Below are 24,260 nucleotides of genomic sequence, written 5' to 3'. Positions count from 1 at the left end.
TTTTCCAAAGTGGAAGAGAGGAAATAGAAAGGAAGCGTGTTTATGAAGGGCTGGAAAAGCATCTGTTTACTATTTGTTTTAGTTTTATTAGTAGCATGCAGCGATGAACCAACAGAAGGCGAAGGTTCTTCTGAAGATGAAGAATCTTCGCAGCAAGCCATGAAATTCGAAGATAGTATGGGGGAGGTTTCTATCGAGGGGATTCCTGAGCGTGTTGTCGTTCTCGAATGGTCCTACGTTGAGCATATACTGCCTCTGGGCATTCAACCAGTTGGAGTTGCAGACAAAGAAGGATATAACAAATGGGTCAACGTAGGCGAACCGCTCAGTGATGAAGTTGAAGATGTGGGAACTCGCTCTGAGCCGAATTTTGAAGCGATTTCCCGATTGGACCCAGATTTAATCATTGGCGCAAAATACCGTCATGAAGGATTTGCGGATCAGCTGAATGATATCGCACCTACATTTATGTTTTCTCCATATTCTGAAGAGGGATCAACCGATCAATACCAACACCTTATCAACGAATTCACAACGATGAGTGAAATCTTCGAAAAAGAAGAGCAGGCTGAAGATGTGATTGAACTAATGGAGACGAAGATGAAGAGTCTAGGAGAAGAGGTTGCTGGTGATAATGAGATAAATGCTGTCGTTACTCAAGCATTCACTTCACAGAATACTCCCACGATGAGATTATTCACAGATAACTCTGTAGTTGCGGGTGTCCTTAATCAAATGGGCATTCAAAACGCAGTGGTTACGGAGGAGCCTGAGATCTATGGATTTATATCAACAGATGTAGAAGCCTTACAGAACTACCAGGACTCAAATTTCTTTTACCTGGTTCAAGAAGGTGACCCGATTTTTGATAACCTTGCTAATAATCCTGCATGGACAAACTTAGATTTTGTAGAGGAGGGGAAAACCTATAAACTCCCTGGGGATATGGGTACATTTGCAGGGCCACTTTCTGCAGAGAAATTAGCAGAGGAAATCGCTGAAAATCTTAAATAGAAGAAAAAAAGGGCTATTCGTTACGCTGGTTAATGTGACGGATAGCTCTTTGTTATATAATGAATAGAGAGTAAGAATAAATATGAATCTTATGATTTTTCAATAAAGATACGTGGAAAGGAGCTTACATAATGGTGATGCTGGAAAAAATGAAAATTGACGAATTTAACAAAGAGGTGGTGAACCTAAAGAAAGAATATGCTGATGAAAAAGTCAAAGCAGGAACTTGGGCAGAAGGGGATGCTTTGCGAAAATCAGAGGAAACATTCCGCTATTTGTTACCTGATGGACTCTCTACAAATAACCACTATTTTTTATCTATTTTCGATCAAGCCGCCAAAATAAATATAGGTTATTTTTGGTACCATTTTGACCCAGAGCAATCCCAAAAGGAAGCGTTCATTTATAATTTTGTCATTTATGAACCCGAGAGGGGGAAGGGTTTTGGAAAAAAAGCGATAACTGCTCTTGAAAGACATCTTAAAGGAACAGGGGTTAAGAAGATTTCTCTACATGTATTCGGGCATAATGAACGTGCTATTCATTTATACAGACGAATGAAATTCTCGACAACGGATCTCCATATGTCCAAACACCTTTAAATCCACTTGACACAACAATTGATAACGATTATCATTACCATTGTAATCACAATAACGTAATGTAGGTGAGAGGTATGGAAAAGACAAAAACAAATCTAGCTAATATCATTCGTGAACGCCGCTCAGTAAAGAGTGGTTACTTAGATAAGGAAGTACCTACAGAATTAATAACAGAACTGTTAGAGGATGCCCGTTGGGCTCCTACACATGGTTTGAGGGAACCTTGGCGTTTCATTTTCATTCCTACAGAAGAGAAGGAACAGTTTGTAGAGTCTCTCGTTAAAACTTTTCCGAGAGACATGCAGGAAAACCGCCGAAATTATTTCAGTCAGCCAGCTGCATTCTTGATTGCTGTCATGAAGGAGGATCCAAGACAAAAACAATGGGAAGAAAACTTCGGAGCTATCAGCTGCCTGCTTCAGAATTTTCAACTTCTCGCATGGGAGCAGGAGTTAGGAGTTGTGTGGAAAACTAATCCACAAATTCATGAACCACAAGTACGTGAACTATTAGGTGTCCAACCAGGAGAGAAGATTGTTGGCTTCATTCACATGGGTTTCTTTGACCAACAACCTAAACCGAAGCAACGGTCACCAATTGAAGATAAACTGACGATTTTTAAAAATTGAACAAAAAGAGCACATCTCAAAAGGGTGTGCTCTTTTTGTTCAATTGGGACTTCCTAACTCATCAAAATGTACATCAATCAGTTGATCGCTTTTTTGATTGACCAAAACATAAACAAGGACTTCCTTCTTTTGTCCATTTGCCGTGTTCAGGGTGAATTTGAAATTATATTGAGAGCGATCTTCGGAAATAATTACTTTTCCATTGTAATCGTAATTCACCAGTTCTGAATCCGGGTACTTCTTCACAGTTTCTTCAACCGCTGTTTTACCCCATTTTGCATATTCAGGCGGCTGGGCAAACACGTGGTTGAAAGATAATGAAAGAAAAACGAGCACTAGTATGAATACTAGCCCTTTAATAGGCTTTGACTTCATCACCTTACCTCCTTCCTTTACTACTATCCTTTGAATGATTATAGAAAATATTCTCTTAGAGGATAAAAGGTTGGACAGCAAGGGAATTGGCCCATAAAATAAAAGGATATACTTACGTGAAGAAATTTGGTGGTTTTGTGAAGCGAATTTATATATTATTGATGCTTGTTATGTTGGTTTGGGGCTTTAATGTCTCTGCTATTAAGGTCCTGGTAGCGCATATTGATCCGATTCTGCTCACATCTGTACGAGTATTTACTGCAGGCATCGGGGTTCTGGTGATAATGTCGATAATGGGACTATTCAGATTACCTTCTAAAAAAGAACTTCTTACCATACTATCCATTTCGTTATTTAATGTGGTCGCCCACCACGCGTTGATGGGAGTCGGGTTACTTTATACATCGGGGGTTAATGCAGGAATAATCATCGGATTAGGACCATTGCTGACAATGGTGTTGTCTACAATCTTGTTAAGTAAAAAGGTGACAGTTTTCAAGACGTTTGGCTTTTTATTGGGTTTTACCGGGGTGCTTATTACGACATTGACAGGTGAGGATGGTTTTGCAGGTATCTCAAGCGGGGATTTTATGATTTTCCTGTCTATTACAGCACAGGCATTCAGTTTCATCATGATCAGTAAATTGAATCCGAACTTAGATCCGCGATTATTGACAGGCTATATGCTTCTTGGAGGATCTTTTTTCATTTTCTTTACAAGTTTATTTTTAGAAGGGGAACCAGGTCAAATCTTAGCGTTGTTGGATACTCATTTATTCCTGGTGTTTTTGTTCAGTGCATTAATTTGTACAGCTTTCGGGCATATGGTGTATAATTTTGCAATTAAACAGGTGGGAGCATCAGAATCAGCTGTTTTCATTAACTTTAATTCTTTTTTTGCAGTGGTCGGTTCGGTTCTTTTTTTAGAGGAGACTCTTTTCTTCGCACATATTATAGGACTTGTATTGATTATAGCAGGAGTCCTTATAGGTACAGGAGCACTGCAGCATTTATGGGAAAATCAAAAACGATATCGAAAAAAAAGCGCCTGATCAGCCTCCCGCGGTCTTAAGAACATCCATTATAGGGAAGGAAGAACGCTTCCCTATAATGGATGTTCTTAAGCTTGTCGAGGCTGTTCAAGGCGCTTGCGCTTTTGTACCTTACTGTTGATATTTGGAATCGAATGCAATCAATACTATATTCAATTGCCTTTCCAATTCTTCGATTTTTTCCAGCTTTTCATCAGATAGTTGAGCATAATCGAAAGACATCATGTTCGCCCCCTTTTCCGTTATAATTTCCAAGAAAGTTGGACTTATCCTGTCAAAATTTTTTTCAGCACGAGAGTGAGACTTTCTTATGGACGAAACGCTTGAAGGGATTTATGATTATAATATAAATGTACGAAAAGGAGTTTCTCATGAATTTTGTAGCCCTCGATTTTGAAACCGCAAACTCAGCTAGATCTTCAGTCTGTTCGATAGGTTTAGTTGAATATGAAAACGGTGCTTTAAAGAGAGAGTACTATCGATTAGTCAAACCACATAATAATTATTTCGCTCCCATGAATGTTCGTGTCCATGGTATTACTAAAGAGGATGTTTCTGATGCTGAGGAGTTTGATGTTCTTTGGAATCAAGAAATCAAACAGTTGGTTGAAGGTAAATTAGTTGTGGCTCACAATGCTCAGTTCGATATGGGGGTATTGCGTGCCGTCCTTGATCAATACAACCTTGCCTATCCGATGCTTGCTTATAATTGTACCGTGAATATCTCTAAGAAAACGTGGAGTCTCCCCAAATACAATTTAAATATCGTTTCTAAACACCTGGGATTTAAATTTGATCACCACCATGCACTTGAAGATGCGAAAGCAGCAGCACACATATTATTAAGCTCAAAAAAAGAATTAGCAGCTACGGATACCAAAGATTTAGTCAAAAAAACGGGAACGACAAATGGCATGATGTATGAAGGTGGATATGAACCTGCACGCTTAAATAAAAGAAAAAAGGCGAAAAAAGACATTTCAAAAGCTTTTGTTGCTGCTACCACAGAGTTTGATCGTTCCCATCCTTACTATGCTGCTTCAATTGTTTTTGCAGGGCAGTTAAGTCAGTTGAAAAGGGAAGAAGCTATCCAGGAGATTGTAAACGTAGGGGCAGAGTGGCATCCGACGGTAGAACACAACACGAACTTTATCGTCGTAAGTGAATCGACTTATGAAAACTATAAACAAGGTAAGAAAACAAGTGAACTTGAACGAGCAGAAATTTTATTAAGCCAAGGATATCCTATAGAAATAATCTTGGAAGACGTTTTTCTAGAGCAATTAAAAAGCTCATCTATGTAATGTAGATGAGCTTTTTAATTATTTCTTTTTTCTGAGGTGACGACGATCTTTTAGGCGCTCTGGGTGTACAGCTTTAGATCTTTGAGAAAGTTTCCCTAAGTTGATACCTGCTCCATGATAATAGGCCTGCCATATGATTTTCGTACAATATTGTTCGTTATTCCTGCTGCCAATGGGTGTCATAATACGGTATTTTGCATGCTTGTTAGTGCGATATAAGTATTCCAAATGCTCACAGGCTTTCTCACCTGCAGAGGGGTTAAAAGGAGAGTATATTGAAACTCTTTTAAATTTATGGAAATACAATTCCACAGAATCCCTAGCTAAACCAGCTGGAATAGAATGAACCACCTCATTATTTTCCGTAACAATACCCACATGACCGACGTAACGTGATTCCTTTCTTCCTATCGGCGAAAATAATACGTCTCCAGGAAGGATGGATATATCCGAGCAAGGGTAACAAGTCGTGTCATGTTGCATAATCATAGGCGCTTGCACTTTTTTTGGTCGTAAAAAGAAGGGAAGTAATCCTAGAACAAATACAAATAAAAACCTTTTCATCTACATCGATCCTTTTTAATATGATAAACCTCTTCAATCGTAAGGCAATTGTTTTTAAAACTCAGTTGTAAAGGGAGGGAAGATTAGAAATTCGAGCAGTGGTTATGAAAAACAAAAGATGATAAAGGGAAAGCATATTTGAGGAAAGTCGTAATAATTCTTAGGAAAAGTGCTTAAATCCCGACCCCCAGAACGTTTGTTCGTTTAAAATCATAAAAAGAAGTTACTATAGACAAGATACAAATGAGATGCCAGAGATGAAAAGCGTTCGTTAGCTGAAGAAACTCAATTAAGAGCAGCTTATATGTTCTAATTATGACATGAGATAGATAGCAAAGGATTTATTAGCAGCCATTAGTAAACCACGATCTAATTACCATTAGAATTAGATGACAGTATTAACGATCCTGATTATGTAATAATTGAGATATGAATCATAAAGACTTGATGTTGGATTAAGTGCTGAAAAATAAAGTGAGCTAGATACGAGGGGAGATCAGTTACCATAAAGCCTCATAAGGATATATATTTAAATTTAAATCTTAGTTTACATAATATATATTATACTGAGTCACAAAATGAAGTCAAATTATGTCTCAATATACAAGTATACTCTAGATAGTGAGACAGAATAAAAATAATCGTATTTAGAATGTTCATTGTTGTTTCTTATTATTTCAGTGTTTGTAATTTAACGATAATTATTTCTTCGTTCTCCTGGAGTTAAACCTCCTTTATACCTCCCTAAGCTGATTCATGTAAATAAGTTTCATTTACATCTCGTTTACGCTCTATGCTTTTTATGATTATTACAATCCAGATGCTAACTAAACCCCATGGTATATTTATTTCCAAAACATATTTAAATGGCATTCTTGTTTACATAACTATCAAGTTGTCTTTCGCTAATTCAACCGTTTTGCTTCAATTTATTCAACTTATCCATGCCATAAGTGCTTTATTTGATCAGGATGTAAAAAATACCTGCCTGTGACATTCATATTATGCTCTACTTTAAGCACGCCTGGGATTCTGTCTTTACTTCTCGTGTTTATTGGGTGTCCAACAAAATGGATGAAAAAAATGGATTAATAAGCTGTAAATTGCTGACAGCTCCCCTTCTATGCTTTGGATAGTTCTTAAGACATTTTAAAGATGTTTTTTTATTTTGTATTTCGGAGTTGCTACTAAGTTTCATGTGAGAATCTACAAAGGGACTGGTTTTCTTAGATGAAATGCCAAAATTACAGTGTGCGAACATTTGTTCTTGTAATAATATGTTTTTTTGGATATTTCGAGTTGCTACTAAGTATTAGCTAAGACGTTTCAAGCTGGTTTTTGCTTATGGTTTCAAAAATGGAATTCAAAATGAAAAGTCACAGAGGATTACTCTGTGACTTTAACCTTTGATTTTTTTGTACTCTTTGTTTGTGACTCTTCAAAAACCTTTAATGTTTCATAGTAGTAATCAAGAATCTGCTCAGAAGGTTTTTGCCAGCTGTGCTTTTCTGCTTCTTCCCTGGCATTTTTGCATAATTTACTGTATAACTCTTCATCTTCTAAGCGACTGATCGCCTCAATCATACTATTCACGTTTTCATTCTCGAATAACAGACCATTTGTTCCGTCTTCTACCTGTTCCATCGTAGGTCCGCTTTTAGCTGCGATAACCGGTAAACCTGAAGCCATCGCTTCAAGGATAACAAGGCCTAGCGTTTCTGTGACAGAAGGGAAAATCAGTGCATCAGATGAAGAAAAGGCTTGGGCGAGCTCCTCTCCATGGAGGAGTCCTGTAAATACGGTGTTCGTACCTGCAAATGTCTTCTCTAAGTCATCTTTGACTGGTCCGTCGCCGACCATGGCCAACGATAAATCATCTCTAGCCTCTAATAAAGGTTTGATTTTTTCTATCTCTTTTTCTGGAGCCATCCGCCCGACAAATACTAACAGTTTATTTTCCGGTTTACCTCCAGAGAGACGCATTCTCATCTCCGCATTCTTATGGCGGGGATGGTAATGATCGACGGCTACACCCCTATCCCAGACACTTACGTTGTAAAAATTCTTTTCATCCAGTTCCTTTTTGATGGCTTTGGATGTACAGAGATTCATGTCTGCATAATTGTGCAATTTGCGGAAATACCACCAAACAAGAGGTTTGAAGGGATAAAGCCGATAATAATCCAGATACTTTGGCACATGGGTATGATAAGAAGCGATTAAAGGATAATTCAACTTATCTGCATAATAGACACCTGAGACACCTACAAGTGCAGGATTGACTACATGAACGAGATCCGGATCGTGCTTTTCCAACAAATCCTTCACTTTTTTTTGCGGCATGGAAAATTCTTTGGATCTGTAAAATGGCATTATCGTTGTTTTGACCCCTTCTACAACCGCCCCTTCGTACTCCTTCACACCAAGATCTGGAGCAATGACAACAACTTCATGCTCTTGTTTACGCAGATATGTGATGGCTTCTTTTAATCGTGTGACTACTCCATCTGTGGATGGGAGGAATGTTTCTGTAATGATGGCGATTTTCAAAGCGGAAAACTCCTTACTTCCAAGTGATTGACGGCAATACGTTTTCTTGAATAATTCGGTCTTTATTTTCAACTGCTGTACGAAGGATATCACGGATAACATCATCCGTAAGTAAATGAGGTTCTAATCCCAAATCGCGCAGCTTCGTGTTAACAGCATTGTAATAGTGGTCCTCATTTTCGATTCGAGGATTTTCAATTTTCTTGACTTCTGTTTCAAAACCTTCTTCTTTTGCGATCTTTTGTACGCGTTCAGCAAGATCTTGAACAGAGAACCATTCAGTGAATTGATTGAAGACACGGAACTCACCTTTATCAGCTGGGTTTTCTGCTGCTATTTCTACACAGCGGACAGTATCTTCGATATTCAGGAATGCTCGAGTCTGACATCCTGAACCATAAACAGTAATATCATGCCCAATAGCTGCCTGGTTGATAAAACGGTTAAGAGCTGTCCCGAAAACTCCATCATAATCGACACGGTTCACTAGTAGTGGATCAAGCTTTGTCTCTTCTGTATGTAAACCATACACAATGCCTTGATTCAAATCTGTCGCACGGATTCCCCAGATCTTACAAGCGAACATGATATTGTGGCTGTCATGTACTTTAGAAAGGTGATAGAAAGAACCTGGCTGCTTCGGATACGGGAGCGTATCTTTGCGTCCTTTATGTTCAACTTCAATATATCCTTCTTCAATATCAATATTCGGTGTACCATATTCACCCATTGTTCCTAGTTTTATCAAGTGGCATTCTGGTGCGAATTCTTTAATGGCATAAAGAACGTTCAAGTTCCCCATTACATTGTTTGTTTGTGTATAAACCGCATGCTCTCGATCGATCATGGAATATGGTGCTGAGCGCTGTTCAGCAAAGTGTACAAATGCTTCAGGCTCTACTTGGCGAAATACTTCGCGTAAGAAATCGTAATGATTCAAATCACCGATATAGGTTTTAATTTCATTGCCTGAAACTTCTTTCCATTTCGCTACACGATCTTCCAATGAAGCGATTGGTGTAACGGAATTGGAATGGAGTTCTTCGTCATATTCTCTCCGTACTAAATTATCTACGATCGTTACATCATGTCCTTGTTTGGATAGGTACAATGCAGTCGGCCAACCGCAAAAACCATCTCCCCCTGCTACAATAATCCTCATAATCTACCTCCTAGTTACGTCTAGCTTTCGTATTCCCTTTATAGAATAACACTTTTGACTAAAGGTATGGTACTCATATTATGTTCATCTCTATTTGAGCCCTAGCCTGGAGTCATTGTCTCTACGTTTTTGACTTTACCATTAATTCAATTTTGAAACAATAAATTCATTGTTAAACTGCTTTTATGTATAAGAATCAAACATTCACCGTCCTATACCTGAGACTTATATTACCCCTGGCAACTATGTTTCTAAACATTTTCACAAAAAAACATGCAAAGCCCTTAGGCTTTGCATGTTTCATTGGACCTGAGTCATGGATAAGTTCACGAATCTTCCTTCGTTTGTGTATCTACATGATTTTCCTCTGTCTGTGTTTCTGCTCGATCTTCTTTCTGTCCAACTGTTTGATCCTCTTTTGACTGTTCCTCGGATGCGGCAGTTTCTCGATAGTTTTCCATTTCATTAGAACTGAAATTATTGACAGTTCCGCGGGATACATAGCTCTCGAGCATTGCTTTCAGATCCATTCCCGTGGTTTCTTTTAAGGATTCTTGAATGCCGAGCATTGTAGATGTGACGCTGTTCGCTACTTTAGAGGATCCACCGCGTGAATCGGCCCCACCCATATCAATCACTTTCATATCTTTGATTTGACTGATGGGTGCGGAGACTTTCTCTGCGTATTCAGGCAATACTTTAATTAACATTTCCATTATGGCTGCTTCGCCATAATGTTCCATAGCCTTGGCCATCCGTTCTTTGGATTCTGCTTCTGCTATTCCTCGTTGTCGGATGACTTCCGCTTCTGATTCACCTTTGATTCTTTCGTTATCCGCTTCCGCCTGGGCACGTTTCGTTACCTCGTAAGCTTCAGCATCTGCAATTGAACGACGGCGTTTATTCTCTTCTTCTTCAAGTTCTACGCCTCGTTGTTTCTCGATATACTCGACTTTCAACTCTTCTTCTTTGATTTGCTGGGCTAGTTTTTGGCGCTCAAGTTCTCCGGCTTGCTCTGCGTTTGCTCTAGCACGGTTCGTATCTTTCTGGAACTCCGCTTCTTTGATATCTTTTTCTTTCGTCGATTCTGCTACAGCAGTCAAACGCCTATTTTCTTCATCTTGTGCTTCCTGGTCGTTTTTCGCCTGATAGATTTTAGTTTCTTTCGTTGCATCTGATTCTGCCATATTCGCTTTCTTTTGTACTTCAGCAATATGAGGGCGTCCTAATGCATCGATATACCCGTTCTCCACGTCAACATCTTCCACATCGTTCAAAGCGAATGATGTGATTTCAAATCCCATCCCTTTGAGATCTGATTCAGCGATTTTCTTCACCTGTGTATTGACTTCTTTGAAATCGTTATAAATCTTTTCAATGGGAAGAGAAGCGATAATGGAACGTAAATGTCCATTTAAGACATCTTTCAATTCTGATTCTCTTTCCTTCTGCTTTTTACCTAAGAACTTCTCTGCGAAATTCGCCATGATTTCAAGTTCACTGCCGATACTGATGACGGCCGTACTAACCACGCTTACAGGAATTCCTTCTTTCGTATAAGCTTTTTCCGAATTGACTTGCAGTTGAAATGAAGTCAGATCAATCGGTGTAACGGTTTGGAACATACGAAGCCGATATCCGCCACCTCTAATGATTTTCACAGACCTGCCATTGTCATCTTCAAATACGTTCTTCTCACGTTCCGGGTCGCCTAATTTCGGCCCGGTTACGATGAGAGCTTCATTTGAGCTTGCCGTTTTGTAGCGCAAGCGGAAAATAATGAAGGTGATGATACCACCGACCAGAGCAACAACTCCGATCACTCCCAGGATCAATAAAAACAAGGCGCCTTCAAACATATCCTTCACTCCTTTTCTCTTCTCCTGTTTTTGTAATAAAAGGTGTTATATACCATAACGATTTCCACCTTATAGAAGTTTCACTTGATTTGCAATATTCGACAGATAATTTCTTTGTGAAAAATGTACAACCGTTCATCCCGATGTTTCTTTAAGGTATAATAAAAGTAGGATTTTTCTGAAAAAAGGAGGAGATATAATGAGTACATATGAAAACGCCTGGATACCTACAGCAGAACAAAAAGAAAGAACACGGCTTTATCAATGGATGAAGAAACATGGTTATACTGATTACGAGGACTTTCAGAAAAAATCCGTGAACGATATTGAGTGGCTCTGGGATGAAGCAGTCCAGGAGTTGGGAATTGAATGGTACACTCCATACAAAAAAACGTTAGATACATCAAATGGGATTGCTTATCCCAACTGGTTCGTCGAAGGTGAAATGAACGTAGCCCACAACGCATTGGATAAATGGGCAGAAGATCCTTCTAAAAAAGATGATGTCGCTCTTTACTGGGAAGGAGACAATGGAGATAAGTGTGAATATACCTATGAAGAACTTCAACAGGAAGTAAATGCGATTGCAAATGGTCTTGAAAATAACGGTATTACACACGGAGACGTCGTCACTCTTTATATGCCGATGCTTCCTGAAACGCTGATCGCCATGCTTGCTGTCTCCAAAGTCGGGGCTGTCTTTTCCCCTGCTTTCTCAGGATACAAAGCAGATGCGATTGCCACCAGAATCCAAGCATCGAAAGCGAAAGCACTGATAACTGCTGATGGCTTTCATAGACGAGGCAAAACGATTCCAATGAAAGAGGAAGCCGACTTCGCTGCTGATCAATGTCCATCATTAGAGCATGTCTTTGTAGTAGAACGGGCAGGCATTGAAATAGATTGGAACGAATATCGCGATTTGCCATGGTCTCATCTGCGAAAAAATGAAACCGTTTACAGGGCTGCAGTGAAAAAGGCTGATGATCCTTACATGTTGATCTATACTTCCGGTACGACAGGAAAACCGAAGGGTGCGGTGCATACACACGCCGGTTTTCCGATCAAATCGGCTTTTGATGCCGGTATTTGCATGGATGTCACAAAAGATGACACATTGTTCTGGTATACAGATATGGGGTGGATGATGGGACCTTTCCTCGTTTACGGAGGCCTGATGAACGGTGCATCCATCGTCATGTTTGAAGGGACTCCGGATTACCCAGAACCTGATCGTTTATGGGAATTAGTCGAAAATTATCAAGTGACCCATCTGGGAATTTCTCCAACACTGATAAGATCGATGATGAAACACGGGGAAGAATGGATTGAAAAACATGATTTGAGCTCATTGAAACTGATCGGCTCTACTGGCGAGCCATGGAATACAGAACCATGGAACTGGTTATTCAAGCATGCTGGAAATCAAAAAGTACCGATTTTCAATTATTCAGGCGGCACAGAAATATCCGGCGGGATTCTAGGGAATGTTCTGGTCAAGCCCATACAGCCTGTCACTTTCAATGCTGCCCTCCCTGGGATGGATGTAAATGTATTTGATGAAAGCGGCCAACCGCTTCTTAATGAAGTCGGTGAACTTGTCCTGCTTAAACCATGGGTCGGGATGACAAACAGCTTTTTCGAAGATGACGAACGCTATGAGCAAACATATTGGAGCCGCTTCAAGGATACGTGGGTACATGGGGATTGGGTCATCAAAGACGAAGAAGGTTACTACACAATTACAGGAAGATCAGATGACGTTTTGAATGTAGCTGGTAAACGGTTAGGCCCTGCCGAGGTCGAATCGGTCCTTGTAGAGCATGACGCAGTCATTGAAGCAGGTGTTGTCGGTGTTCCACATGATATAAAAGGCGAAGAACCGATTGCTTTCGTCGTTACTAAACCGGATACAGAACCATCAGAAGACTTATTAACACAATTGAAAAATCATCTCGAACAAAAGCTCGGAAAAGCGTTAGCTCCGAAAAAACTGTTCATAGTCGATGATCTCCCGAAAACCCGGAATGCCAAAGTTATGAGACGTGCTATTAAAACGGCTTATCTGAATGAACCAGCTGGTGACTTGAGTGCTTTAGAAAATCCGGACAGCGTTGAACAAATCCGTCGTATCGGACAAGGCACATCAACTAGCACTTAACCACATAAAAAAGCCCTGGACCAGATTTTGATCCAGGGCTTTTTGGTGGTCCAGGCGCTTTAAACTGGATATACACCATGTTTCCTTTCGGTGAATAATACATCCTTCGTCTCGTAAGAATCATAACGGATCGACAATTCTTCTCGGAGTCGGTCCGGCTGGACGATATCATCGATGACCATCTCAGAAGCGAGTCGGTATATATCAATATTTTCTTTATATTCCTCGTGCTTTTCTTTAATGAACGCAGGGCGATCTTCTTCTGGTAACTGAGCGATCTTATTTGCATAAACAGCATTCACGGCAGCTTCAGGACCCATCACGGCTATCTGTGCAGTAGGTAAGGCCAGGCAAGCATCCGGTTCAAATGCTGGACCTGCCATTGCATACAATCCTGCACCATATGCTTTTCTTACAACGACTGAAATTTTAGGAACGGTCGCTTCACTCATGGCAGAAAGCATTTTCGCACCATGCCGGATGATCCCAGCACGTTCCACTTTCGTGCCGATCATGAAGCCCGGTATATCTGCAAGGAATAATAACGGAATGTTGAAGGCGTCACATAACTGGATGAATTTCGCTGCTTTGTCCGCTGAGTCTGGAAATAATACGCCACCTTTAGCTCTAGGCTGATTCGCGATGATACCGACAGGACGTCCTTCTATTCTTGATAATCCTGTAATAAGTTCTGGAGCAAATTTTTTCTTGATTTCACAAAAACTATCTTCATCGATCAGGCGCTCGATCAGTTGATACATATCAAATGGAGCATTTTGATTTTCCGGGATCAACTCTTTAATGGATTTGTCGAAAGCTGCCGGCTGCAGTGATTCTTGTTTCGCAGGCAATTCACGATAACTTTGCGGGAAGTAACCCATATATTTTCTAGCAAAAGCTATCGCATCACTTTCATCTTTAGCTAGAACGTCTCCACAACCGGAGACAGAACAATGCATGTTCGCACCGCCCATTTCTTCAAGGGATACTTTTTCTCCGATCACTTTTTCAGCCATTCGCGGCGAGCCTAAATACATAGAGGCATTGCCATCGACCATGACTACGATGTCACAGAAGGCTGGTATGTAGGCACCACCAGCTGCAGAGGGGCCGAATAGCAGACACACTTGAGGCACACGGCCAGAGAGCTTGATCTGGTTATGAAAGATCCGTCCAGCTCCCCGGCGATTCGGAAACATTTCCACTTGGTCTGTAATTCTGGCTCCAGCAGAGTCTACCAGGTAAAGCATCGGAAGATTCAATTTCAAAGCAGTTTCCTGAATACGGATTATTTTTTCAACCGTCCGTGCTCCCCATGATCCCGCTTTGACTGTTGAATCATTCGCCATCACACATACTTTCTCTCCATTGATTCTTCCAATCCCGGTAACGACTCCATCTGCTGGCAGGGACTCATCTTGACAATTCGCAAAGAAAGCATCTTCAACATCCATATCCTCATCGAATAATAGATTCAGTCTTTCCCGCACGAACATTTTTCCTTTTTCCGTATTCTTTTCGTGGTATTTATCAGCACCGCCAGAAGCGATTTTTTTGGTTTTCTCTTCTAATGTTTGGTTTATAGACATCGTTTTCTCCACCTTTACTCTCCTTTATATTCAGGCTTCCGTTTCTCTTTAAAAGCTTGAAGGCCTTCGATCCGGTCGGAAGTAGGGATCGTCTTTTCATAGCAGGCACGCTCAATCTTCAATCCATCTTCCAATTTTGTGTCAAAACCTTCATTAATCGCTTTCTTCGCCTGTCTGATCGCTACTGGCCCATTGCGAGCGATGGTAGAAGCGAAATCTTTCGCTTCCTGCATGAGGAATTGCGGCTCATGGATGTATTCAACAAGACCGAGCTTATGAGCGCGATCCGCTTCCACAGCTTTAGCCGAATAGATCATCGCTTTTGCTTTCCCGAGACCAATCAATCTTGTCAGTCTTTGGGTCCCGCCCGCACCTGGGATGATAGCAAGAGAAGTTTCTGTCAATCCGACTTTTGCTGATGTACTCATGATGCGGAGATCACAGGCGAGAGCAAGCTCCAGCCCGCCGCCAAATGCTACACCATTGAGAAGTCCGATGGTCGGAACTGGAATTTCTTCTACCAGCCGGATGGTGTCACCGATTTTCCGAACCGTTTGAATGACTTCATCATCAGACATTGTTGAGCGCTCTTTCAAATCTGCTCCAGCACAAAAGGCTTTGTTCCCTTCACCTGTGATTAAGACGACACGAATTTCAGGGCGCCGTTTAATTTCTTCTGCTTTTTCAGCTAAATCATCCAACAGACGAATTGACAGAGCATTCGCAGCTTCTGGACGCTTCAACATTAATAAATAGACATGTGGTTCAACCTCTTCTAAAGATACAAGTGATGGCATCTGTCACACCCTTTCTTTATTCAAGACTTGCATTTGATGACTGGGAAGAGATTGTTTCAACACCTTTTGAATATAATCTCCTGCTTCTTTCAACTTTTGCTCATCGATCCCTGTTTCAATCCCCATCTGATGAAGCATATGCACAAGGTCATCTGTCGCTAAATTACCTGAAGCTCCTTTGGCATACGGACAACCTCCGAGACCGCCTAAGGAAGCATCGAATGTAGTGATGCCATGTTGAAGAGAGACCAGTACGTTCGCTAAAGCCATCCCTCTCGTATTATGAAAATGCATCGCAATCCGATCGAAAGAAAGTCTTTCCTGCAGCCTTGGTAAGACGTTGTCTACTTGCTTCGGATTCGCAACACCGATTGTATCTCCAAGAGAAAGCTCGTCAATTCCCATACTCAGTAATTTCTCACTCACCTCAGCTACTTGTTCAACAGAAACATCACCTTCATAAGGACAGCCGAAAACAGTAGACACATACCCGCGCACTGTTTTGCTTTCCTGTTTCGCCATTTTGACGACTTCTTCTAAAACTGGATAGGTTTCCTCTATCGATTTATTGATATTTTTTCTGTTATGAGTGTCGCTTGCTGACATGAAAACAGAAACTTCGTCCACTCCTGTTTCTAATGCAGCCTCAAGCCCTTTCATATTAGGCACAAGGGCAGCATAGGTGATTTCAGGGTTACGTCTGATCGATGTCGCCACACTTCTTGCATCCTTCAATTGAGGGATCCACTTGGGGTGGACGAAGGAACTGAACTCGATATAGGGATAACCCGCTTCTGATAATAAGTCAATCCAGGCAACCTTATCTTTGAAAGGGACTTCCTCTGGTTCATTTTGCAGCCCATCCCTTGGGCCGACCTCTTTGATGGTTACTTTATCTGGCAATACCAGCATGTGATCCGCTCCTATTTATTCAATGATCGCAATGACGTCGCCTTCATTGACGAAATCACCTTCTCCAACTTTCAATTCTTTCACGACCCCTGATGTTTCTGCCGCAATAGGGATTTCCATTTTCATAGACTCTAAAATGACGATATCCTGACCGTCACTCACTTCGTCTCCTTCTTTTACAACTAATTTCCATACGCTTCCTGCCATTGATGCTTTAATTTCGCTCATTTTTCTTCCTCCTCATTGGTTTGTCAAAGTCGGTAAATAGTAATCTTGGATAAAAGTCGTTTTTGTTTCACCCTGTTTGAATTTTTCATGAGTGATGACTCGCTTCAGCATAGTGAGATTCGATTTGATTCCTTCAATTTCATATGTGTGGACCGCTTTAATGAGTCGATCGATCGCATCCTGACGATCTTCGCCGTGAACAACCAATTTTGCTATCATCGGGTCATAAAAAGGTGTGACTTGGGAGTTCCCTTCTACAGCGAGCTCATGACGGATCCCCGGCCCCTCGGGCAATGTCAATTTAGTCAACTGACCAGGTGATGGGTAAAAAGTATTTGAGTCTTCGGCGTAAATCCGTACTTCGATCGCATGACCATCGATGACCAAATCATTTTGTTCAATAGATAATTTCTCTCCTGCGGCTACTTTGAGCTGCTGCTCTACTAGATCGATGCCTGTAATTTGCTCTGTAACAGGGTGTTCGACTTGCAGCCTTGTGTTCATTTCCAGGAAGTAAAAGTTTTCATCATCGTCCACAAGGAACTCGATTGTCCCTGCATTGGTATAGCCTAATGTTTTCACAGCCTGTAACGCACTCTTCCCCATCTTCTGACGTGTCTCATCTGTCAGCACCGGGGAAGGAGCTTCTTCTACGACTTTTTGATGACGTCGCTGGATGGAGCACTCCCTTTCGAATAAATGGACAGCATGGCCATGAGAATCTGCTAAAACCTGGATCTCGATATGTCTTGGATCCTCAATCAATTTTTCGATGAACATCTTTCCATCACCGAAAAACGCCTGGGCTCGTTTCGAGTTCCCTTCAAAAGCTTTTTCAAGTTCCTCATCGTTGTAAACAGCCTGCATACCAATACCACCGCCACCAGCTGCTGCTTTCAGCATGACCGGGTACCCGAAATCTGCAGCCAGTTGTTTAGCATCATCTGCAGTAGCTACGGCATCTTCCGTTCCGGGTATGATAGGCACCCCGGCCTTTTTCATTTCTGCACGGGCAGCGATTTTATCACCCATTTTAGAAATCACATCCGCATCCGGCCCAATGAAAGTAAGTCCGGCCGCTTCTGTTTGACGCGCGAACTCTGCATTCTCACTAAGCAGTCCATACCCGGGATGAATGGCTTCCGCTCCGGATTCTTTTGCTGCTTTCAATATTTTTTCTATGTTCAGATATGATTCGTTGACGCGGGGTTTCCCTATTAAATAACTTTCGTCAGCAAGCTGTACATAAGGTGCTGTTTGATCTGCCTCTGAATAGACAGCAACAGCCTTGATGTTCAATCTCTTACAGGTTCTAATAATGCGGGAAGCGATTTCCCCACGATTCGCGATCAATATTTTTGTAAACATAACGATCACCCCTCTTTTAAGATTTCAGATTCATCATTTCTAATGCATCTTCTCTAAGTCTGAATTTCTGGATTTTCCCACTCGCTGTCATCGGATATTCTTCCGTGAATGTAATGTACCGTGGAATTTTATGTTTAGAGATTTTACCAGAACAAAATTCTCTGATACCGCTTTCATTAATGGATACATTTTGTTTAGGAATAATCCACGCCATGATCTCTTCCCCATATTTTTCATCTGGAATACCGACGACTTGAACGTCCAGTACATCAGGATGCTGATATAAGAATTCTTCGATCTCTCTCGGGTATACGTTCTCACCGCCGCGAATGATCATATCTTTGATCCGTCCGGTGATTTCAACATAACCGCTTTCATCCATAACAGCAATATCTCCGGTATGGAGCCAGCCATCAAGGTCAATCGCAGCACTCGTCGCTTCTTCATTTTTGTAATACCCTTCCATCACCAAATATCCTCGAGTACATAGTTCGCCGGGAATACCCGGTTCAACTTCTTCTCCTGTAGCAGGTTCGATGACTTTCACTTCTACATTTGGATGTACACGGCCAACGCTGCTTACGCGAAGATCGATCGGGTCATCGGCTTTTGTTTGCGTGATGACTGGTGAAGACTCTGTTTGCCCGTAAGCAATCGTAATTTCTTCTGCTCCCATATCATCAATCACACTTTTCATCACTTCCATAGGACAAGTGGAACCAGCCATGATGCCTGTTCTCAGCGTCGTCGGTTTCAACTCTTCATAGTCCGGATGATTTAACTCAGCGATGAACATCGTCGGGACACCATGCAAAGCGGTACATTTTTCTTCCTTGACCGCACGCAACACTTTCTCTGGATCGAACTGTTCTAAAATGACCATCGTGGTTCCTTTAGATACAGCAGCCATTGTGCCTAACACACAACCGAAACAGTGGAAAAATGGGACAGGGATGCACAAACGGTCTTCTTCTGTCAGACGCATGCAATCGGCCACCTGGTTTCCATTATTGACAATGTTGTAATGACTGAGCATGACCCCTTTAGGAAAGCCTGTAGTCCCAGAAGTGTACTGCATATTAATGACATCTCTGTAGGAAAGCGATCGTTTCCGTTCATTCAATTCTTCGTCACTGATGGTCAGGCCCATGTCGAGCAGATCCTGCCATGTATAGCACCCACGATGGGATTTTTCGCTTAAAACAACGACATTCTTCAAAAAGGGGAGGCGGGCGCTTTGTAAATCTCCTTTTTCTGAAGTTTCAAGTTCCGGACAGATTTCTTTAAGGATATTGATGTACGACGTCCCCTTAAAATCTTCGGCTAAAATCAATGTCGATGCATCCGACTGTTTCAGAAGATATTCCAGTTCCTGGGCCCGATAGTTAGTGTTTACGGTTACTAAGACACCACCCATTTTCCCTGAAGCGAATTGAGAAAGAAGCCATTCAGGTTTGTTATCTGACCAAACAGCCATATGCTCCCCTTTGTCAATTCCCAGGGCCATCAGTCCTTTAGCAACTTCATTCGTCATCTCATTGAATTCTGAATACGTTTTTCTCAAATTTTTTTCGGGATATACAAATGCTTCGTGATCGGGATATGACTCCGCTTGCCTTTCTAACAATTCACCAACTGTCTCTTCTAAAAGTGGCATGTGGCTTCCTCCTTCGTTTTTTTAACAACCAAGTTGACGGGCAATGACCATGCGTTGGATTTCAGATGTCCCTTCACCGATTTCAAGCAGCTTTGCATCGCGTAAAAATCTCTCAACTTCATATTCCCTCATATATCCATATCCACCGTGAATCTGAATCGCCTGATTTGCCGATCGAAAAGCAGTCTCAGAGGCGAACAGTTTGGCATAAGCGGATTCCTTCGTGAAGTTTTTCCCCTGATCTTTCAACCAGGCCGCCTTTAACACCATATTCCGCGCTAGTTCGACTTCCATCGCCATGTCGGCTAGCTTAAACTGGATCGCCTGAAATTTTGAAATCGGCTGCCCGAACTGTTTTCTCTCTTTCGCATACGCCAGTGCACGATCCAGGGAGGCTTGAGCGATTCCCACAGCTAATGCTGCTATTGAGATACGTCCGCCATCAAGGGTGTGCAAGAACTGTTTAAAGCCTTTTTGTGGATCGCCAAGGATATTTTCTTTCGGTACTTTGACATCTTCTAAGACAATTTCAGATGTGTTGGAGCCCCGGACACCCATTTTTTCGTAGGGACTTGTGATCGTCATGCCCGGTGAATCTTTTGGAACAATGAAAGCGGAAATGATGTTCTTTCCGTCATCCCTTTTACCAGAAACGGCTGTAACAGTGATGGACCTCGCATATTCAGCATTCGTAATCCAACACTTTTCCCCATTAATGACATAATGGTCCCCTTTTAATTCGGCACGTGTTTTCGTTCCTCCTGCGTCAGAACCCGCATTCGGTTCAGTCAATCCAAAGGAAGCCAGGGCCTCCCCTTTTGCAAGCGGGGTCAGGAATTCATGTTTTTGATCTTCTGTACCGAAATAGTAAATTGGACTGGCACCGAGCGAGACAGCAGCAGCATAGCTGAGACCTGTCGAACCACACACTCTGCCTATTTCTTCTACAGCCAGAGCATAGCTGGTCGTATCGCCTCCCGATCCTCCGTATTCTTCAGGAAAAGGAATGCCCAGCAAACCAAGTTTCCCCATCTCTTCAAAAATGTCCTGCGGAAATTCTGCATTTCTATCAATATCTACCGCCCTCGGACCAATGACGTTCTCAGCAAAATCGCGAACCATTTTTCTAGTCATCTCTTGTTCTTTCGTCAATTCAAAATTCATGTGATTCCTCCTCAAGGAATAAAGACCGACTGGTTGGTCTGTTTTACTTCTAAAAATAATGAAAGCGTTTACTCGCTTTCGTAAAAAAAAGGAACTTTAATCATGTGATTCAAATAATCTTCATCTACTCTACCCGGCAGCAAAAAATGAAGGACCAAATCAGTAAAAACTTCTGCGATTTGATTGATCGTATAACTGCCTTCACGCTTATACCATTTGTAAATCCAGTTGACCATACCCAAAATCGCCATGCCTGTAATTTCAACAGGTAATTCTTTACGAAAGTATCCTTTCTCCTGTCCCTCCTTGATGACGTGAAAGATCATACGTTTGAATTCATCTCTTTTACCTTTGATTTTTTCCTCATAGGCGGGCTTTAAGTAAAGGCTTTCCTGATAAAAAACCGAGATATGCGGCTTATATAAATCAAATACCTGTACAAACGCCTGGATAATCGCCTGGACTTTAGGTATTGGGGAGGTGTGGATGACGTTGGCGGCATGAGCTTCTTTCAAGACATATGTAATGAACGTATCATGGATGACAAATAGTAGTTCGTCTTTTGATTGAAAGTGGTGATAAAAACCGCCTTTAGATGTATTGGACGCCTGCACGATTTGATTGACCGTTACCCCGTGGAAACCTTGCTGGTCGAATAATTCTAAGGATGTCTGTATGATCTTCTCCTTCAAATCACTCATACATCAACTCCCCTCTGCTGAATATACATTCATTTTATCATATTTTTCTGAAAATACAACGTAAAAAAAGCAGCCCTTGTGAAGGGCCGCTTCTTAATTTCAGTCTGATTCATTCGATTCTGTATCAAAAGGAATTTCATAACCAGGTTTAATCCAGGCTTCAACCAGTTTGCCTTTTTGTTCTGTATCCAACACGTAAGATCCGTTGCTGTAACGATCGTTCGCTTTGAAATCCATCGTATTGACTTCAACGGTTTCTTCCTTATCTGTCATGAGAAGTACTTGATCATTACGTTGAACGAGATGCACATCAATTATTCTGTGAGGATCTTTTTTCAATTCCCTCAGCATGATTACTCCCCGTTTTCCGCGTGTCGTCCGTTCGAATTCTTTCAAGCGCATCCGTTTAACCGCTGCTCTGTGGGTGGAAATCAGAATTGAAGGATCGTCAGAAGCGTTGAAGACCTGACCTGATACGACTTCTTCGCCTTCTTTCAAAGTAATCGCTTTTACACCTGCGGCTCGTTGGCCGACAGTGTTGACTTCTTCTTCATGATACCAAAGACCATAAGCCTTATTCGAAGCAATGAACAGTTCTGAATTGCCTCCTGTGAGATGGACATCGACGACTTCATCATCTTTTTTCAAATTAACCGCCACGAGGGCTTTCGAATGACGCTGCGCTTGATACAGATTCAAGTCACTCTTCTTGACCATTCCATTTTTCGTGAAGAATATAAGGTATTGATGATCCTTGAATTCCCTTACCGGTATGGCTTCCACGATATACTCATCTTTTTCAACCTGGACTATATTTGAAATATACTGCCCTAAATCCTTCCATCGTATATCAGGAAGTTTATGAACGGGTAAAAACAGATACTTGCCGAGGTTCGTGAATAAAAGAATGGTATCAGTTGTGTTGATTTCATATAAACGAAGGAGATGATCACCATCTTTCAAGGCAAAGTCTTCTCCATTCGAAGCTGCATACGAACGCAGGCTTGTCCGTTTAATGTACCCATGCTTCGTAACTGAAACTAAGACCTCTTCACTTGCGACGGTCACTTCAAGATCGACCTTCAGCTCTTGGACTTCATCTTCGATGTTTGTCATCCGTTCATCATTGTATTGTTTTTTCATCGAACGGAGATCCGCTTTTATGACTTTCATCATTTCACGTTCACTAGCTAATAACTTCTCTAGGTAATCGATTTGTTTCTGCAATTCGTCCGCTTCAGACTGCAGTGCTGTAATATCTGTATTCGTCAAACGATAAAGCTGCAATGTCACAATCGCTTCTGATTGTTCCTCGGTGAAGTCATACTTGGCGATTAACTGCTGTTTAGCATCCGCTTTGTCTTTGGAACCACGGATCGTTGTAATGACATCATCCAAAATGGAGATGGCTTTCATCAAACCTTCGACGATATGGGCACGTTTTTTCGCTTTATTCAAATCAAAAATCGACTGTCTTGTTACAACCTCTTTCTGGTGTTGAATATAAGAGTCCAGCATCATCGGTAAACTTAAAAGTTTCGGAGTGCGTTCATGGATCGCTACCATGTTGAAATTGTAAGAAATCTGAAGATCCGTGTGCTTGTAAAGGTAATTGAGCACCCCTTCACTGTTCGCATCTTTCTTCAACTCAATGACCACACGCATGCCTGTACGGTCTGTCTCATCTCTGACTTCAGTGATCCCTTCCACTTTTTTGTCGATACGAAGTTCGTCCATGCGTTTGACCATACTTGCTTTGTTGACTTCAAATGGAATCTCCTCAATCACAATGTGTTCACGTCCACCGCGCTGTTGCTGGATTTCCGCACGCCCACGCACGACAATTTTCCCTTTACCGGTTTCATAAGCCTTCTTGATCCCATCGACACCTTGGATAATGCCACCCGTCGGAAAGTCCGGTCCTTTGAGTTTCGTCATTAGTTCAGAAACTTCTGCTGCAGGTTTATCGATTTTCATGATTACGGCGTCGATGACCTCCCCGATATTATGAGGAGGAATCTCTGTTGCGTAACCAGCGGAGATCCCTGTTGAACCATTTACGAGTAAATTAGGAAATTTCGCTGGTAACACGGTAGGTTCTTCTTGAGTGTCATCAAAGTTTGGGATGAATTCGACGGTCTGTTTCTCGATATCTCTAAGCAGTTCAGATGATATGGCTGAAAGCCTTGCTTCCGTATAACGCATAGCAGCAGGCGGATCACCATCCACACTCCCGTTGTTCCCGTGCATTTCAACTAACGATTTACGGACTTTCCACGTCTGACTCAAACGCACCATCGCATCATAGACAGATGTATCACCATGCGGGTGATAATTACCTATAACTGTACCGACGGTCTTCGCAGACTTACGATAAGCCTTATCGTGGGTATTCTTTTCATGGTGCATCGCATACAAAATACGGCGCTGCACGGGTTTCAGCCCGTCCCGGACATCCGGAAGAGCACGTTCTTGAATAATATATTTACTGTATCTCCCGAAGCGGTCTCCGAGAACTTCCTCTAGTGGTAAATCTAAAAACTTTTCTGCCTCAGCCAACAGGAGGTCCCCC

20 protein-coding genes are annotated in these 24,260 nt (G+C 41.7%); 6 read left to right on the top strand and 14 right to left on the bottom strand.

Translation table 11 applies throughout. The features are described 5' to 3' along the window. The first annotated feature begins 42 nt into the window (after nt 1–42). From ACTWPX_RS04535 to ACTWPX_RS04525, 3 genes are all read left to right on the top strand, one after another. Entirely contained in the window at nt 43–1,014 is a 972-nt protein-coding gene (locus ACTWPX_RS04535) for an ABC transporter substrate-binding protein (RefSeq protein WP_443118682.1), read from the top strand. A gap of 131 nt (nt 1,015–1,145) precedes the next feature. Further along, nucleotides 1,146–1,616: a GNAT family N-acetyltransferase gene (locus tag ACTWPX_RS04530; RefSeq protein ID WP_443118681.1), complete on the top strand. Its 471-nt coding sequence runs from the start codon at nt 1,146–1,148 to the stop codon at nt 1,614–1,616. Nucleotides 1,617–1,690: 74 nt separating this feature from the next. Further along, nucleotides 1,691–2,245 carry a nitroreductase family protein gene (locus ACTWPX_RS04525; protein ID WP_443118680.1) on the top strand — a complete coding sequence of 185 codons (555 nt, stop codon included), beginning with the start codon at nt 1,691–1,693 and terminating at the stop codon, nt 2,243–2,245. A gap of 39 nt (nt 2,246–2,284) precedes the next feature. Here the strand turns inward: ACTWPX_RS04525 and ACTWPX_RS04520 are convergent, their stop codons facing one another. After that, entirely contained in the window at nt 2,285–2,620 is a 336-nt protein-coding gene (locus tag ACTWPX_RS04520; protein WP_128522635.1) for a DUF3889 domain-containing protein, read from the bottom strand. A 116-nt stretch (nt 2,621–2,736) separates the two neighbouring features. Between ACTWPX_RS04520 and ACTWPX_RS04515 the strand changes: the two genes are divergently transcribed. Further along, entirely contained in the window at nt 2,737–3,672 is a 936-nt protein-coding gene (locus tag ACTWPX_RS04515; protein ID WP_443118679.1) for a DMT family transporter, read from the top strand. A 371-nt stretch (nt 3,673–4,043) separates the two neighbouring features. Beyond that, entirely contained in the window at nt 4,044–4,976 is a 933-nt protein-coding gene (locus ACTWPX_RS04510; RefSeq protein ID WP_443118678.1) for an exonuclease domain-containing protein, read from the top strand. Between the two features lie 18 nt (nt 4,977–4,994). Here the strand turns inward: ACTWPX_RS04510 and ACTWPX_RS04505 are convergent, their stop codons facing one another. From ACTWPX_RS04505 to ACTWPX_RS04490, 4 genes are all read right to left on the bottom strand, one after another. After that, nucleotides 4,995–5,540, bottom strand: a complete 546-nt coding sequence (locus ACTWPX_RS04505) for a hypothetical protein (RefSeq protein WP_443118677.1) — start codon at nt 5,538–5,540, stop codon at nt 4,995–4,997. 1,386 nt (nt 5,541–6,926) lie between these two features. Further along, nucleotides 6,927–8,090: a glycosyltransferase family 4 protein gene (locus ACTWPX_RS04500; RefSeq protein ID WP_443118992.1), complete on the bottom strand. Its 1,164-nt coding sequence runs from the start codon at nt 8,088–8,090 to the stop codon at nt 6,927–6,929. A 13-nt stretch (nt 8,091–8,103) separates the two neighbouring features. Next, nucleotides 8,104–9,252 carry an NAD-dependent epimerase/dehydratase family protein gene (locus ACTWPX_RS04495; protein WP_443118676.1) on the bottom strand — a complete coding sequence of 383 codons (1,149 nt, stop codon included), beginning with the start codon at nt 9,250–9,252 and terminating at the stop codon, nt 8,104–8,106. A 326-nt stretch (nt 9,253–9,578) separates the two neighbouring features. Next, nucleotides 9,579–11,111, bottom strand: coding sequence for a flotillin family protein (locus tag ACTWPX_RS04490; protein WP_443118675.1), 1,533 nt, complete (start codon nt 11,109–11,111; stop codon nt 9,579–9,581). A gap of 199 nt (nt 11,112–11,310) precedes the next feature. Here ACTWPX_RS04490 and ACTWPX_RS04485 point away from each other — a divergent pair, with 199 nt between their 5' ends. Continuing rightward, nucleotides 11,311–13,272, top strand: coding sequence for an AMP-binding protein (locus tag ACTWPX_RS04485; RefSeq protein WP_443118674.1), 1,962 nt, complete (start codon nt 11,311–11,313; stop codon nt 13,270–13,272). 59 nt (nt 13,273–13,331) lie between these two features. On the opposite strand, the gene ACTWPX_RS04480 is transcribed toward ACTWPX_RS04485, so the two are convergent. From ACTWPX_RS04480 to parC, 9 genes are all read right to left on the bottom strand, one after another. Continuing rightward, nucleotides 13,332–14,861 carry an acyl-CoA carboxylase subunit beta gene (locus ACTWPX_RS04480; protein WP_443118673.1) on the bottom strand — a complete coding sequence of 510 codons (1,530 nt, stop codon included), beginning with the start codon at nt 14,859–14,861 and terminating at the stop codon, nt 13,332–13,334. Between the two features lie 14 nt (nt 14,862–14,875). Beyond that, nucleotides 14,876–15,658, bottom strand: a complete 783-nt coding sequence (locus ACTWPX_RS04475; protein WP_443118672.1) for an enoyl-CoA hydratase — start codon at nt 15,656–15,658, stop codon at nt 14,876–14,878. A gap of 3 nt (nt 15,659–15,661) precedes the next feature. Further along, nucleotides 15,662–16,570 (bottom strand): hydroxymethylglutaryl-CoA lyase, encoded by a 909-nt coding sequence (locus ACTWPX_RS04470; RefSeq protein ID WP_443118671.1) that lies wholly within the window; start codon nt 16,568–16,570, stop codon nt 15,662–15,664. Nucleotides 16,571–16,585: 15 nt separating this feature from the next. Beyond that, nucleotides 16,586–16,798, bottom strand: coding sequence for an acetyl-CoA carboxylase biotin carboxyl carrier protein subunit (locus ACTWPX_RS04465; protein WP_443118670.1), 213 nt, complete (start codon nt 16,796–16,798; stop codon nt 16,586–16,588). 12 nt (nt 16,799–16,810) lie between these two features. Beyond that, nucleotides 16,811–18,166, bottom strand: a complete 1,356-nt coding sequence (locus ACTWPX_RS04460; protein WP_443118669.1) for an acetyl-CoA carboxylase biotin carboxylase subunit — start codon at nt 18,164–18,166, stop codon at nt 16,811–16,813. A 16-nt stretch (nt 18,167–18,182) separates the two neighbouring features. Then, nucleotides 18,183–19,823 (bottom strand): AMP-binding protein, encoded by a 1,641-nt coding sequence (locus ACTWPX_RS04455; protein WP_443118668.1) that lies wholly within the window; start codon nt 19,821–19,823, stop codon nt 18,183–18,185. A 21-nt stretch (nt 19,824–19,844) separates the two neighbouring features. After that, complete coding sequence (locus tag ACTWPX_RS04450; RefSeq protein ID WP_443118667.1) at nt 19,845–20,987, bottom strand: acyl-CoA dehydrogenase; 1,143 nt, start codon at nt 20,985–20,987, stop codon at nt 19,845–19,847. A gap of 68 nt (nt 20,988–21,055) precedes the next feature. Further along, entirely contained in the window at nt 21,056–21,688 is a 633-nt protein-coding gene (locus ACTWPX_RS04445; protein ID WP_443118666.1) for a TetR/AcrR family transcriptional regulator, read from the bottom strand. A 99-nt stretch (nt 21,689–21,787) separates the two neighbouring features. Continuing rightward, nucleotides 21,788–24,247 (bottom strand): DNA topoisomerase IV subunit A, encoded by a 2,460-nt coding sequence (parC, locus tag ACTWPX_RS04440; RefSeq protein ID WP_443118665.1) that lies wholly within the window; start codon nt 24,245–24,247, stop codon nt 21,788–21,790. Nucleotides 24,248–24,260 lie beyond the last annotated feature (13 nt).

Origin of the sequence: Halobacillus sp. H74, assembly GCF_052246715.1 — a bacterium.
GTDB lineage: Bacteria > Bacillota > Bacilli > Bacillales > Halobacillaceae > Halobacillus > Halobacillus litoralis_A.
This window is presented reverse-complemented; position numbering and strand designations above follow the sequence as displayed.